Raw genomic sequence first — 14,277 nt, 5'->3', positions numbered from 1 at the left:
CAAGCCTATTGTCCCGCCGGAGCGTCCAGCCTCTGCCGCGACGAATACTCCGTGCCTTGCGAATTCCAGAACAGTCGCACTGCCTTGCCGACCAGGTTTTCGGCAGGAACGAAGCCGACACTGAGCCGGCTATCGGAGGAATTATCCCTGTTGTCGCCAAGCACGAAATAGTGGCCTTCGGGCACGTCGAACACCCGCGTGTTGTCGGTTATTGAATTGTCCGTAAGACTGATGACGGAATAGGAAACGCCGTTGGGGAGGGTTTCACGTTGCAGTCTGGCGCTTTGGGGAGAGTCCTCGGAGCTGTACGGACCAACATCCTCGAGTTTGACCGCCACACCATTGATGCGAAGGATTCCGTCGACCATCTGGATTTTGTCGCCCGGCAGTCCAACGACCCGCTTGACGTAGTCGATGCTCGGATCCGCTGGAAATTTGAACACCACAATATCTCCGCGCTTCGGCTCGGCGGCAAAGATCCGGCCTTCGAAGGGCAGCAGCCCAAGAGGAACACTGTAGCGGCTGTAACCATAGGCAAACTTCGAGACGAAGAAATAGTCGCCGAGTTCCAGCGTTGGTGTCATGCTGCCTGCCGGGGTCGAAAACGGCTGGAAGAGGAATGTGCGGATCGCTAACGCGGCTCCGTAGGAGGTCAGCACGGCCAACAGCAGCACCGAAAGGCCGTGTGAATACCACCGGTTCGGTCTGTATCGTGACGCGAAAGGCACGACGAGCGCTACCCACAGGACCATGAGACCTAAACTGGAGAGATCCACCAGCCAGGCGAGATCGACCCCCGGCAGAACCGGGAATCCCACATATGTCAGCGCAATGCTTATGGCGCTGATCACCACCAGGCTGGCAACCGCCGGCCGGCCGGCGCCGATCCAAAGGAACCCGCCGAACGGACCGCCAAAGGCCGCGATCAGCGCCGTCGTCCACCGGGATCGCGAGGCCGCTTCCGGTTGCGTTGTCTGTTCCGTCATCGGCCACCCCAAATCGATAGACAGCCGGACTGTCGAACAACCAGAAAGCAGGGGCAAGCCCCGATCCGACTGTACCGCCGCAGCCAAATCGCGGTTCCGCCGGCGCCATCGCCTAATACAAGCTCATCTCGCCCTGACTGGCAGCCGGCATGCCGCCACCCGATCTGATCATGCTGGCTGCCCGCCCTGAAATCCCGCCAAGGCCCTGCGCCTATGCGAGACGATCCAGGATGGCGGCCGCAACAAAAAAGCCGGGCTGAGCCCGGCCTTTTCTTCAAGTCATTCTGCGGCTTACGCCGGCAGCAGCGCGCCTTCGAGCGTGGTAAGCTGGCTAAGGAACTGCTCCGCCTTGCTGCGGCTCTGGTCGTCCTTGGCGTCGGCGGCGTCTTCCTTGGCTTCCTGGATGCGGCGGGCGAGATCGGCGCGGTCGATATCGCCGACGGCGACCGCCGATTCGGCGAGCAGCGTGCAGCCGGCAGGGACGATGTCGGCAAAGCCGCCGAACACCACATAGCGCTCTTCCTTGCCGCCGGCGGTCTTCAGCGTGACGACGCCCGGCTTGATCGTGGTCATGACTGGCGCATGGTGCGCCATGACTGTCATTTCACCTTCGGCGCCTGGAATGACGACGGACTCGACCTGCTCGGAAACCAGGAGGCGCTCCGGCGAGACCAGTTCGAACTTGAAAGCTTCAGCCATGTCAATTTAGTGAGTAGGGAATAGTGAGTAGGGAGTAGGGAGAGGACAGCTGTCCTGATCACCCGGCCGCTATTCACTACTGACTACTGACTACTCCCTATTGCCTTGATTACGCTGCTTCAGCCGCCAGGCGCTGAGCCTTCTCGACCGCTTCGTCGATGCCGCCGACCATGTAGAAGGCGGCTTCCGGCAGGTGATCGTAGTCGCCGTTGCAGAGGCCCTTGAAGCCCTTGATTGTGTCGGCGAGGTCGACCAGCTTGCCCGGCGCACCCGTAAACACTTCGGCGACGAAGAACGGCTGCGACAGGAAGCGCTCGATCTTGCGGGCGCGGGCCACCGTCTGCTTGTCCTCTTCCGACAGCTCATCCATGCCAAGGATGGCGATAATGTCCTGCAGCGACTTGTAGCGCTGGAGGATCGACTGCACCTGGCGGGCGACGGCATAGTGCTCCTCGCCGACGACCAGCGGATCGAGCATGCGCGAGGTCGAGTCGAGCGGATCGACGGCGGGGTAGATGCCCTTTTCCGAGATCGCGCGGTTGAGCACGGTCGTCGCGTCCAGGTGGGCGAACGAGGTCGCAGGCGCCGGGTCGGTCAAATCGTCGGCCGGCACGTAGATCGCCTGCACCGAAGTGATCGAACCCTTGGTCGTTGTGGTGATGCGTTCCTGCAGCGCACCCATGTCGGTGGCCAGCGTTGGCTGGTAACCCACGGCCGAAGGAATACGGCCGAGCAGCGCAGACACTTCAGAACCGGCCTGCGTGAAGCGGAAGATGTTGTCGACGAAGAACAGCACGTCCTGGCCCTGGTCGCGGAAATATTCGGCGACCGTCAGGCCGGTCAGGCCGACGCGGGCACGCGCGCCCGGCGGCTCGTTCATCTGGCCATAGACCAGTGCCGCCTTGGAGCCTTCGCCGCCGCCCTTCTTGTTGACGCCGGACTCGATGAACTCGTGATAAAGATCGTTGCCCTCGCGGGTGCGCTCGCCGACGCCGGCGAAGACCGAGAAGCCGCCATGCGCCTTGGCGACGTTGTTGATCAGCTCCTGGATCAGAACCGTCTTGCCGACGCCGGCGCCGCCGAACAGGCCGATCTTGCCTCCGCGGGCGTAGGGCGCCAGAAGGTCGAGCACCTTGATGCCGGTGATCAGGATCTGCGCTTCCGTCGACTGTTCGACATAGGTAGGCGCCGGCTGGTGGATGGCGCGCATCTCGATGCCGTCGACCGGGCCTTCTTCGTCGACCGGCTCGCCGATGACGTTGATGATGCGGCCGAGCATGCCCGGGCCGACCGGAACGGTGATCGGCGCGCCGGTGTCATAGACGTCCTGGCCGCGAACCAGGCCTTCGGTGGAATCCATGGCGATGCAGCGCACGGTGTTTTCGCCCAGATGCTGGGCAACTTCGAGCACCAGGCGGTTGCCGACATTGGAGGTTTCGATGGCGTTCAAAATGGCCGGCAGATGATCACCGAACTGCACGTCGACGACGGCGCCGATGACCTGGCGAACCTTGCCGATGGCGCCGGTCTTCTTGACGGCAACGCTCGTCGTCTTCGCTGCCGGGGCCGCGGCCTTGGCGGGCGCGGCCGCCTTCTTGGCCGGAGCGGCCTTCGCCGCTGCTGCCGGAGCCTTGGTGGCCGCCTTGGGGGCCGTCTTCGCTGGGGTCGCTGCTTTCGCCATCGTCTTTACCCTTCTCGTCCTTTGTTTCTCACGCTCCATCAGAAGGTCGATGACCTCCTGGCGGTCGCGCCTAGAGCGCTTCGGCGCCCGAAATGATTTCGATCAGTTCCTTGGTGATCTGCGCCTGGCGCTGGCGGTTATAGGTGATCGACAGTTTGTTGATCATGTCGCCGGCGTTGCGCGTTGCATTGTCCATGGCGCTCATTTTGGCGCCCATCTCGCCGGCTGCGTTTTCGAGCAGCGCGCGGAAGACCTGGACCGAGATGTTGCGCGGAATGAGGTCGGTGAGGATCTCGCCCGGCTCCGGCTCGTATTCGTAGACGGCATTGCCACCGGCGGTCGCTTCGGCGGGAGCGGAAGCCACGCCGGCAGGAATGATCTGCTGCGCGGTCGGAATCTGGCTGATCACCGACTTGAACTGCGAATAAAACAGCGTGCAGATATCGAAGCCGCCTTCGCCGAACAGATGGATGATCTTACGGGCGATCGCATCGGCATTGACGAAGCCGAGCTTCTTGACATCGCGCAGGTCGACGCGGTCGATAATCAGCGAGGCATAGTCTCGGCGCAGAATGTCGAAACCCTTCTTGCCGACGCAGATGATCTTGACCTGCTTGCCGTCGGCCAGAAGCCGGCGGATATGGTCGCGGGCCAGACGTGCGATCTGCGAGTTGAAGCCGCCGCACAGGCCGCGCTCGGCGGTGCAGACGACGAGCAGATGCACATCGTCCTTGCCGGTGCCGGTCATCAGCGCCGGGGCATCGCCGCCGCCGCCGATCGCCTGCGTGATATTGGCCAGCACCGCAGCCATCCGCTCGGAATAGGGACGCGCCGCCTCCGCTGCTTCCTGCGCGCGGCGCAGCTTCGCCGCGGCGACCATCTGCATCGCCTTGGTGATCTTCTGCGTCGCCTTGACCGAGGCGATACGGTTACGAAGGTCTTTTAATGAAGGCATGCTTCAAACCTGATCCCGAGCGTCCGGCTTCTTCTCAAGCGAAGGTCTTGGCGAAGGCGTCGATCTCGGCCTTCAGCTTGGCGCGCAGATCGTCCGACAGCGCCTTTTCCTTGCGGATGCCGTCCAGCACGTCCTTGCCGGCCGAGCGCATATGGCTGAGCAGGCCGTGCTCGAACTTGCCGACCTGGTTCAGCGCCAGCTTGTCGAGATAGCCGTTGACGCCGGCGAAGATCACCGTGACCTGCTCCTCGACCTTGAGGGGCGAGAACTGCGGCTGCTTCAACAGTTCGGTCAGGCGCGAGCCGCGGTTGAGCAGGCGCTGCGTGGCGGCGTCGAGATCGGAGCCGAACTGCGCGAACGCAGCCATTTCGCGGTACTGCGCGAGCTCTCCCTTGATCGAGCCGGCGACCTGCTTCATCGCCTTGATTTGCGCCGACGAACCAACGCGCGACACCGACAGGCCGACGTTGACCGCCGGACGGATGCCCTGGAAGAACAGGTTGGTTTCGAGGAAGATCTGGCCGTCGGTGATCGAGATCACGTTGGTCGGGATGTAGGCCGACACGTCGTTGGCCTGCGTCTCGATGATCGGCAGCGCGGTCAGCGAACCGCCGCCCAGATCGTCGTTGAGCTTGGCGGCGCGCTCGAGCAGGCGCGAATGCAGGTAGAACACGTCGCCCGGATAGGCTTCGCGGCCCGGCGGGCGGCGCAGCAAGAGCGACATCTGGCGATAGGCGACGGCCTGCTTCGACAGATCGTCATAGCTGATCAGCGCATGCATGCCGTTGTCGCGGAAATATTCGCCCATGGTGGCGCCGGTGAACGGCGCCAGGAACTGCATCGGCGCCGGATCGGAAGCGGTGGCGGCGACGATGATCGAATATTCAAGCGCGCCGCGCTCTTCGAGAACCTTCACGAACTGCGCGACCGTCGAGCGCTTCTGCCCGATGGCGACGTAGACGCAGTAGAGCTTTTCCTTTTCCGGTCCGTTGTCGTGCACGGCCTTCTGGTTGAGCATCGTGTCGAGGATGATCGCGGTTTTGCCGGTCTGGCGATCGCCGATGACCAGCTCGCGCTGGCCGCGACCGACCGGGATCAATGCATCGATGGCCTTGAGGCCGGTCGACATCGGCTCGTTGACCGACTTGCGCGGGATGATGCCTGGCGCCTTGACGTCCACGCGCTTGCGTTCGGTCGCCTTGATCGGGCCCTTGCCGTCGATCGGATTGCCGAGCGCGTCGACGACGCGGCCGAGCAGGCCCATGCCGACAGGCGTATCGACGATGGCGCCGGTGCGCTTGACGATGTCGCCTTCCTTGATGTCGCGGTCGGCGCCGAAGATGACGACGCCGACATTGTCGGCTTCGAGGTTGAGCGCCATGCCGCGGATGCCGCCGGGGAACTCGACCATTTCGCCGGCCTGGACATTGTCGAGGCCGTAGACGCGAGCGATACCGTCACCCACGGACAGCACCTGGCCGACTTCGGAGACCTCGGCCTCCTTGCCGAAATTCTTGATCTGGTCTTTGAGAATTGCGGAAATTTCCGCGGCGCGGATGTCCATCAGCCGACCTCTTTCAGTGCAAGCTTGAGCGAATTGAGTTTGGTTTTGAGCGACGTATCGATCTGGCGCGAGCCCATCTTGACCACCAGCCCGCCGAGCAGCGACGGATCGACGGTAACAGTGATGGCCACGTCCTTGCCGGCGACGCTTTTCAGCGCGGCCTTGAGTTCCGTCTGCTGGGCAGCCGTCAGTTCATGCGCCGAAGTGACCTCGGCTGATGTCTCACCGCGCTGTTCGGCAGAGATCCGGCGAAATGCCTTGATCATGCCGGGCACCGCGAAGAGCCGGCGGTTGCGGGCGACGACGCGCAGGAAATTGCCGGTCAGGCCGGTAATGCCGGCCTTGTCGGCGATCGACGCGATTGCCTTGGCCTGGTCCTCGCTGGAGAACACCGGGCTGTTGATGAGGCGCGTCAGGTCGGCGCTGTCATCCAGCATCTTGGCGAAACTGTTGAGGTCGGCCTCGACCTTGGCCACCGAATTCGACTGCAGCGCAAGTTCGAACAGCGAACCCGCGTAGCGTTCTGCGACACCTGAGATTGGCGATGACGATTGAGCCACGGACCGTCTTTTCTCTTGTCTGAGGGGCCGCAGATTGTTGGCGCGAGCAAAAACTCTGGCTAAATCTTTGACCTTACTAAGTTTTTCCAAGCACGGAGGCGCGGCTTCCGCTATCCCCGGCCGAAAGTCGATTGCCGTCTAGCACAGGCATTTTAAGACCGCAATGCGTCGTTCCGCATGCTTTTCGGGCACTATTGTCGCATCCGGCCGCAGAGTTCAACCGAAGCCTTTGGATTGGCTGCCGATTCAGGGCAGAAAGCCGAAGACGAAGGCGAGCGGCAACGCGGCCAGGACGAGTTCGACGACGATCGACGCCCAGTTGAAAGGCGTGTTGGCGCCGTCCGACATCATCGACAGCAAACGGCCAAAAGCGGTGAACAGCCAGGAAAAGCCGAGTGCCATATAGAGCCACGGCTGCGCCAACAGAATGCAGCACAGGCTGACGCCGAGATAGAAGCCCGACATCCGGCCGCGCCCTTCCGCGATTGCCGCTGCCCTTTCGGCCCGGACCTGCAGCCGCAGAATCCGAAATGCCAGCCCTGGCGCGAGGAAAAACAGCAGACCGAGCGCCAAGGTGACGACGGCGCTAGACCAAGCCAGCCATTCGCCCTGGCTGGTCGGCCACGGAAACGCAAATTCCATCTTGCTTTCATCCCCTCACAGCAATGCCGGATGTATTGAATGTCGCTGCAAAAAGAAGTCAAGCGCGCGGCAGTTTTGGCACGCAATTCGTGAAGGAGCGGAAGGCTGTTTAGGCCGCGCGCGCGTCCGCCCAGCATCGTGGCCAACCTGTATTATCAGGCGACGCCTCCCTCCTATCTGCAGGACCGGTTTTGCACAGCCAAAGGCCCCGACACCGATCGCCTTTATTTCCTGACCAGGCACCTCAATCTGGCCGGCACGGAAGCAGATCGATGGAAGCTGAAAGTTGTCGGCAGCGGCAATGTCGCCGTGGCCGCCCAGCCCTGATCCTTGTTTTGACCCTTCAGGGCAGCATGAATGCGACCGCCGCCTCAGCATGGATGCGCGTGGTGTCGAACACCGGAATGTCGAAATCGCGCTCGCCAATCAACATGGTGATCTCGGTGCAGCCCATGATGACGCCATCGATCTTCTCATCGCGCCGCAGACGGGCGACCTCGTCGATATAGGCCGCCTTCGATGCCGCGTTGACGATGCCCCGGCAAAGCTCGTCGTAGATTACCTGGTGCACCATGTCGCGCCCGGCCTGGTCCGGCACCACGGGCTGCAGCCCGTATTTCTCCCTCAGCCGGCCCTTGTAGAAATCCTGCTCCATGGTGAAGCGGGTCGCCAGCAGCGCCGGCCGCTTGACGCCGGCGCCCTTGACCGCGACGGCCGTGGCGTCGGCAATGTGGATAAGCGGGATCGACACCGCCGCCTGCACCCGGTCGGCGAGCTTGTGCATGGTGTTGGTGCAGATTAAAAGCCCCTCTGCGCCGCCCGCCTCCAGCTTGCGCGCCGCATCCGCCAGCAGCACGCCCGCACTGTCCCAGTCGCCATGATGCTGCCGGTCGGCGATTTCGGCGAAGTCGAAGGAATAGAGCAACAGCTTTGCCGAATGCAGCCCGCTCAGCCGCTCGCGCACGATCTCGTTGAGCAGGCGATAATAGATCGCCGTCGATTCCCAGCTCATGCCGCCGATGAGGCCAAGGGTTTTCATGCGCTGAGCCTCCAGCAGGACCGAACGATCTCTCTCACAGAAAAGCTTTACGGGTCGATGTCAACCTTAACGCGCGCCGTACCACGCTCTTCGGCCCGCCTCCACAAACATCACCGCGCGCCCGATTCGGTCATCCTCGCATTGGCGCCGAGATGATGCAGGCTTTGTGTCGTGTGCCTTGAACTCCAGGCAACCGGCGGATCGGGCAGATCGAGATCGAACTGTGCCCGCCCGAGCAGCGAATTGACGATCTTGGCGCTGCGCCAAGCCATCAGGCTGAGCTGCGGCTCGGCTATGCCATGGCTGAGCCGGCCGGCATTGAGCGCGTAGATCCGGCGGTCGTCGGGCCCGTCCCATTCGACCTCGAAGCTGGCGTTGAGCCTGTAATGACCGCGCTCGTCCAGCGCGATCCTGTTCATGAGCGGCGCCATGCAATCAGGAATGGCAAAGGCATAGCCGGTGGCCAGAACCACCGCATCGACGGTGCGCGTCTCGATGGCGCCGTCGAAGCCGTTGCGCATGATCAGCCGGTATTCGCTGCCTTCCCGCGTCACGTTCAGCACTTCGCGGTGCGGCGTCATGTTGACCGCCGTCGTTTCCTCCGAGAGGTGCCGCAGCGTGTAAAGCTGGCGATAGATCGCCTTCAGTGTGCTCGTCGATGCGCCGTCACCGGCAAGCAGTTGCTGTTCCAGGATCGTCTCACGCCGCCCTTGCGGCAGCCGATGGAAGCTTTCGACATAGCCCGGCGTGAAGAGTTCGTCGGTGAAAGGCGAGTCGTCCAGTGGCAGGAAATTCGGCCGCATCGAGATCCACTCGATTTCGCGGCCGGCGAAGCGGTCGGAGGAGATCAGATGCAGAAGCACTTCGGCGCCGCTCTGGCCACCGCCGATCACGGCGACACGCTGTCCGCTCAGGCGATCGAGGCGGTTGGCGGCCTGGGCGTTGTGGAAGCATTGATCGGAGGCCGCCGCCCGCGCCCAGGCGGGGATGTTGGGCACCAGCCCGACGGCAATGGCGAGATTGCGCGCGTTCACCTGCTCGCGGCCGATACGCAGCCTGAAATTCGTTCCGTCGAAGTCGATCCGGTCGACGGCGCTGGCGAAGCGCAGCGAAGACAAGTTCTCGCCGACCCATCCGAGATAGCGGGCGAATTCCGGCCGCGGGATGGCTGAGAAATCCGCGTTGAGGAATTCATAGAACCGCTTCTGCGCGACCAGATAGGACATGAACGACCATGGGCTGGTCGGATGCGTCGCGGTGACGAGATCCTTGAGGAAGGATGTCTGCAGTTCGACGCCCGGCAGCATCATGCCCGGGTGCCATTCGAGCCGCGTCGCCCTGTCGAAGAAGCGCGCGTCGACGCCGTCCACCGCATCGAGATGGGCGGCGAGGCTGAGGTTGAACGGCCCGATGCCGATGCCGGCGAGGTCAAGCGTATCGGTCATGGCGAACTCCTTGTGGAGCTGGCTGGGCTGATGGGAGATCGCCGGGCTGACTCGGGGTTAAGCGGATTGTCGAGCGGTGTGCCGAGGTCAGGCAGAGGGCGTTCGCCGCTGTCGCCGTACCCGATCGCGAACCGCACCTTGTTGATGGCGATGCGTGGGATCTTCGGAGCAAACAGATCGAAGAGCGCGAACCGTTCCGACAGATCCGGGTTCTGCGCCTGGTAGCGCCGGATGGCGGCGGCCAGGATGGCGTAGAAAGTCCTCTCGTCGAAGCGGTCATAGGCGGCCAGCGCCTCGGATAGGAAGCGCAGAACGCTGACGATGTGTCCCGTTTGCAGATGCTGGAGAAGATGTGCCGGCGGCCGGCGCTTCAGCGTCGACAGGATTTTGGGGTCGAGGCCGGCCAGTTCGGGAAACGGCTGGTCGACGAGATCGAGGTCGCCCTGGAAATCCTTGACCGCCACGCCGAGAGGCGTCGCTCCGTCGAGGATGATGGTGACGTTCTGGCCATGGGCGATGAAGCCGACGCCGTAACGGCACATGAAGTGGTAGAGCGGCACGAAGGCCGTGGAGAACAGGCGATCGAGCCATGCCTCCGGACCAAGGCCGGACTGCTCCATCAGGGCGCTGGCGATCGGCCTGCCATGCGCGTCGCGCTGCGGCAGGGCGCCCATCATCATCGGCCGCTGGCCCGCCGGCAGATCCTTTTCGGGGCTTTCGCGCCAGATGGCGCCCAGCATCTCGCAAAATTGGTAGGGCGCGCCTTCAACGCCGGTGTAGTGCGGGTGCGGATAGAAGGCGCCGGCGACTTCCCTCAGCACCTTGACGTCCTTGAGCACCGGGTCCGCGGCCGCCACCGTGGCCAGCCAGCGCGACAGATCGGCGCCGATCGCCATGTATTTGCCCGGCACGCCGCGCCACGCTGAGGTGTTGAGGACGGTCAGCGGCAGCTTGACGTGCAGCGCCTCGGGCCGTGCCACATTGGCAAGCGTGCGCAGCGACTGCAAGGGCAGGAACGGATCGCCGAACTGGCCAAGCGGCACCAGCCGGCCGGCGGCGATCTCGCTACCATATTGCGAGGCGATCATCGCCTGCCACTGCCAGGGGTGGACCGGCAGCAGCCTATGCGTCGATCGCGAGATCCCGGCGGCGCTGAAAGCCGCTTCGAGCCTTGCGCGCTCGTAGTCGCCGAGTGCGGCCTGCAGCAGCGCCTCTTCGTCGAGCCCGCAGTCAAGCGCCAGCAGGCAGCGATCGCTGGCGGCGGCAAGCCAGAAGAGCTGGAATGCGGTGGCCGATTCTGGCGCGTAGCGCTCGAAGTCGTCCCGTCCCCAGCCAAGCCGTCCCTTGTTGGCAGGGGCCTTCGGATGGCCGTCGAGCAATGCCTGCAACTCGGTATCCGGCAGCGCGGCTAGATCGGCGGCCGGTCGATTGCCGCGTGCCTTGGCGATCCGCATGTCGGCCATCAGCGTGTTGTAAAGCTCCTTCGCATAGGTGCAGAATGTTGCCGGCGACATGCCGAGCGTCTCGCGCGCGTCGGCGAAGAAGGCGACCGCATCGTCGACCGGCAGCTCGATGCCGGCGTCGCGAGTCAGCGTCTCCGGACGGACGGCGATCTGGCCCCACAGGCGCCGCGTCGCGGCAAAGCGATAGGTCACGCCGGGGCCGGGCGTCAGCTCCCATCGGCCGGGCGAAAGCTCGCGCGGCGACAGGCACTCCTCGAAGGTCAGTTCGGAAATGGCCTTGGCGATGGCGTCGCGGTTGATCGCGGCCCAGCGTGTCGCCTCCCCCGCTTTGGCAATCGGTTGCTGCACCGTCACAGCGGCACCTCGCGGAAGAAGCGCTCGCGTTCGCAGCAGACCAGCGCCGCGCGCTTGTGCGGGAAGTCGAACTCCTTGACTTTGTCGTAGGCGGCGCCGGCGCAATAGCTCAGCATCTTCTGGTGCGCGGCGCGTGGCTCGCCGACGACGCGCTGCGTGCGCGGCTCGTCGAGGAACAGATAGTGGGTGACGGAGCGGAACAGTGACAGCGTCTTCGGCCGGCCGAGATGGCGCATATTGCCGATCAGCCCATGCCAGCCGCGGTCCCAGTCGAGCGGCTCATAATAGGGCCCGAGCCGGTCCTCCTTGGCCCAGTAGAACTCGAAATAGCCGGTCGGCTCGCCGTCTAAGCTGGCGATGACGCCGAAAATATGCGGATCGCTTTCCTGCTCGGCGAGATATTTGTCGAGATCCTCATGGCTCTGGGCAAGTTCCCAGAAGAAGGCGACGCGGCCATCGTTCATCCAGCGATGGAAGAGGTCGAGATCGGTCCGGCGGTCGATCGGCCGCAGCGACACGGTGAGGCCGATTTCCGGAATCCAGCGTTCGTACATCGGGCCGCAGGGGCGCGGTTGGCGCAATGGCGGCAGCCGGTCTTCCGGGCCGATAGCGGTCGTCAATGCCGGATAGGTGACATGCGAGGCCTGGCTGCGCCACAGCAGCGGCAGCTGGCGCAGGACCGAGCGATGGATGACGGCGCATTCCGGTTCACCCGGAACCGTCTCGGTGGCCAGCGCCGAAACCGGCCACAGCGTCTTGGCCGCCGGCAGGAAGGCGCAGTCGAAGGAAGGATGCAGGCGCAGCACGGCGTCGACGAGACCTGCCAGGATTTGCGGTTGGTCGAGGCGGCCGCCAATAAACGCGACATCGTCGATGAGCAGGCGGCCATCCGCGTCGGAGATGCGGGCCTGTCCCACCGCTGTTCCCTCAGCGTTGACCAGGCTGACATGGCCATCGCCGGCACAAATGGCGAGCGGCTCCGCGGCCGAGGCCAGATGCTGCCATCCTTCGTTGCCGGCGACGGTGGCGGGTGACCAGTTTTTCGCAGCCTCGATGTTCATGCGTATTCTCTCACATGCAGGGGGTTCGGAAGCTCGACGTAACCTGCCAGCGGGTCGGTCACTTCGGTGTTCTCATTGATGTCGCGCAGCGCGATCAGGAAATTGCCCTTGGCGGCGAGCGTCGGCGCGTTGAGCAAATAGTCGACGCAGGACCGGTCAGCCATCGGCGTGGCGGCCAGCCGCTCGAGCGAGCGGCGGAATATCGCCAGCAGATCGTCTTCGTTGGTGAGGCCAGCGGCGGCAAGGGCTGCGACGGCGGCGAAAGCGCCATTGACGACCAGATAGTAGCCGAACAGCTTCGCGGCCGCTTCCGCTGGGAAGACATGATCGCCCGCCTGACCGGCCTCGGGCACGAATTCGCGCAGCCTGGGCAGGAATTCCTCGACATAACCAGTGCCCTGGCAGTCGCGAAAATAGAGCGCATTCGGCCAGCCTCCGGAAAGACCGACGACGAGGTTCTGCTGATGGGCGCCGAACAGCAGGCCGAATTCCGAGAAGGCAACGATAAACGGCTCGATGGCAGCATGAAGGAAACGCTCGAACCACAAACGCGCCGTTTCCTCGACAGGTCGCTTCTCGTCGCGGGCGATACGGTGGACCAGGTCGGACAGATGGCTTTCGGTACGGCCGGGATGGCGCTCGCAAAGCGCGCCGAGAACGGCAGCCGACGGATTGCCCGTGCCGCGAAACGGATTTTCGCGAAACGAGACGATGGTATCCGTCATCAGCCGGCCGTCTTCGTCACGCAGGCCGAACCAGGCGGGCTCACCCAGCACCGTCATGGTCGGGCAGCGCCGCTGCAAGGCATAGCCGAGCTTGCCCTTGACCAGCCGGTGCACCGAAAGGCCGCGCCGGCACTCATGCTCCTCGACGATGCGCCTGGAATTGGTCAGGCGCAGGCTGAGCGAGAATTTCAGCATCCACTCGGCTTCAGCTGAATGAACCGTGCGCAGCGAGGTCGTGGCCCGCCACGCTGGTCCGCCGAGCCCAACATCGACGATACGGCCGGCGCAAAACAGGCGCTCGACGCGGTCTTCCAGCATGAGCCGTACGGCCTGCCACGGATGCATCGGAACGAGAACCTTGCCCTGTTGCTTGCCAGCCCGAGCAAGCAGCTGCGGATCGCTGGCGGCAAGCCCGCGGACCATCTCGGTGACATCTAGCGGCTCGACGCTGCCCCCAGTGAGGATGGTCGGGTCGACGGCCCACCAGCGCAGTTTGAACGCATTGCAGTATTCATGCCCGAAGCGCGCGGAATCCGTGTGCGTGAACTCTTCGCGACTCATCGGCGCCGGATGCACGGCATGGCCGAAGCGCAGGGCGCTTTCGGCATCGATGAAATCAGGATCGCCTTCGGAGAAGGGCCGCGACGATCCACGCGCCGCAGTCGCGTCAGCGATTGCGGCGATGCTGGCCAGGCTGCGGCGCAGGAAGGTCAGTCGGCTTTTCGCTGTCGCCCGGCCGGCAATGTCAGGCTCCGCCAGGATCAGCGCCAAAAGACTGAAAAGGTCGATCTCGGACGCCTCGCCATCGGCCCCCTCGCTACTAATATCGAGGCGCCAGAGCGGCATCGCGAAATCGTGGTAACCAACCTTCGAGCGATGCCGCGCCTCGACGAGCACCGCCGCGCGCGAGGCAGGGAAATTCAGACGCAGCACGGCCGCCTGCGCCCGAAACAGCCCGGTTTGGCTGGCGTCGACGAATTCCCAGCCATCCCATTCCCGCAGCAACGCGTTGAGGAACGGGCTTAATGCAGAGGAAGATTCTGGTTTTACTTGTTCCATGTGCATCCTCATAAATCCACACAATACTGTAGTATTATATCTTA

13 protein-coding genes are annotated in these 14,277 nt (G+C 63.6%); 1 reads left to right on the top strand and 12 read right to left on the bottom strand.

Annotated features, from left to right (window positions below; translation table 11 throughout):
• Positions 1 to 5 precede the first annotated feature (5 nt).
• The 7 genes from lepB to NKL04_RS27015 form a co-directional block, all read right to left on the bottom strand.
• Positions 6 to 752 (bottom strand): signal peptidase I, encoded by a 747-nt coding sequence (gene lepB, locus NKL04_RS27045; protein WP_032892998.1) that lies wholly within the window; start codon positions 750 to 752, stop codon positions 6 to 8.
• A 525-nt stretch (positions 753 to 1,277) separates the two neighbouring features.
• Complete coding sequence (locus tag NKL04_RS27040) at positions 1,278 to 1,685, bottom strand: F0F1 ATP synthase subunit epsilon (protein WP_023668674.1); 408 nt, start codon at positions 1,683 to 1,685, stop codon at positions 1,278 to 1,280.
• Positions 1,686 to 1,794: 109 nt separating this feature from the next.
• A complete protein-coding gene (atpD, locus tag NKL04_RS27035) occupies positions 1,795 to 3,366 on the bottom strand; it encodes a F0F1 ATP synthase subunit beta (RefSeq protein WP_023700228.1) in 1,572 nt (523 codons plus the stop codon).
• Positions 3,367 to 3,436: 70 nt separating this feature from the next.
• Positions 3,437 to 4,321: a F0F1 ATP synthase subunit gamma gene (locus tag NKL04_RS27030; RefSeq protein ID WP_023700227.1), complete on the bottom strand. Its 885-nt coding sequence runs from the start codon at positions 4,319 to 4,321 to the stop codon at positions 3,437 to 3,439.
• Positions 4,322 to 4,355: 34 nt separating this feature from the next.
• Positions 4,356 to 5,885 (bottom strand): F0F1 ATP synthase subunit alpha, encoded by a 1,530-nt coding sequence (gene atpA, locus NKL04_RS27025; RefSeq protein WP_023684101.1) that lies wholly within the window; start codon positions 5,883 to 5,885, stop codon positions 4,356 to 4,358.
• A complete protein-coding gene (locus NKL04_RS27020; RefSeq protein ID WP_023700226.1) occupies positions 5,885 to 6,445 on the bottom strand; it encodes a F0F1 ATP synthase subunit delta in 561 nt (186 codons plus the stop codon). The genes atpA and NKL04_RS27020 overlap by 1 nt, the downstream gene beginning before the upstream one ends.
• A gap of 246 nt (positions 6,446 to 6,691) precedes the next feature.
• Positions 6,692 to 7,087: an AGROH133_08824 family phage infection protein gene (locus NKL04_RS27015; protein WP_023688886.1), complete on the bottom strand. Its 396-nt coding sequence runs from the start codon at positions 7,085 to 7,087 to the stop codon at positions 6,692 to 6,694.
• A 138-nt stretch (positions 7,088 to 7,225) separates the two neighbouring features.
• On the opposite strand from NKL04_RS27015, the gene NKL04_RS27010 reads away from it, so the two are divergent.
• Positions 7,226 to 7,414 carry a hypothetical protein gene (locus NKL04_RS27010; RefSeq protein WP_023688885.1) on the top strand — a complete coding sequence of 63 codons (189 nt, stop codon included), beginning with the start codon at positions 7,226 to 7,228 and terminating at the stop codon, positions 7,412 to 7,414.
• Positions 7,415 to 7,430: 16 nt separating this feature from the next.
• Here NKL04_RS27010 and NKL04_RS27005 read toward each other — a convergent pair whose 3' ends face one another.
• The 5 genes from NKL04_RS27005 to NKL04_RS26985 form a co-directional block, all read right to left on the bottom strand.
• Positions 7,431 to 8,126 carry an aspartate/glutamate racemase family protein gene (locus tag NKL04_RS27005; protein ID WP_023700225.1) on the bottom strand — a complete coding sequence of 232 codons (696 nt, stop codon included), beginning with the start codon at positions 8,124 to 8,126 and terminating at the stop codon, positions 7,431 to 7,433.
• Positions 8,127 to 8,236: 110 nt separating this feature from the next.
• Positions 8,237 to 9,571 (bottom strand): lysine N(6)-hydroxylase/L-ornithine N(5)-oxygenase family protein, encoded by a 1,335-nt coding sequence (locus NKL04_RS27000; protein ID WP_023700224.1) that lies wholly within the window; start codon positions 9,569 to 9,571, stop codon positions 8,237 to 8,239.
• Positions 9,568 to 11,388 carry an IucA/IucC family protein gene (locus NKL04_RS26995; protein WP_050593539.1) on the bottom strand — a complete coding sequence of 607 codons (1,821 nt, stop codon included), beginning with the start codon at positions 11,386 to 11,388 and terminating at the stop codon, positions 9,568 to 9,570. Before NKL04_RS26995 ends, NKL04_RS27000 begins: the two co-directional genes overlap by 4 nt.
• The gene (locus tag NKL04_RS26990) at positions 11,385 to 12,449 is read right to left on the bottom strand and encodes a GNAT family N-acetyltransferase (RefSeq protein WP_031209181.1); all 1,065 of its coding nucleotides are present in this window, start codon (positions 12,447 to 12,449) and stop codon (positions 11,385 to 11,387) included. The genes NKL04_RS26995 and NKL04_RS26990 overlap by 4 nt, the downstream gene beginning before the upstream one ends.
• Positions 12,446 to 14,233: an IucA/IucC family protein gene (locus NKL04_RS26985; RefSeq protein WP_352724646.1), complete on the bottom strand. Its 1,788-nt coding sequence runs from the start codon at positions 14,231 to 14,233 to the stop codon at positions 12,446 to 12,448. Before NKL04_RS26985 ends, NKL04_RS26990 begins: the two co-directional genes overlap by 4 nt.
• Positions 14,234 to 14,277: the final 44 nt, after the last annotated feature.

Source organism: Mesorhizobium sp. C264A, from assembly GCF_040324515.1.
GTDB lineage: Bacteria > Pseudomonadota > Alphaproteobacteria > Rhizobiales > Rhizobiaceae > Mesorhizobium.
The sequence above is the reverse complement of the archived record's forward strand: the minus strand, read 5'-3'. Positions and strand labels throughout refer to the sequence as shown.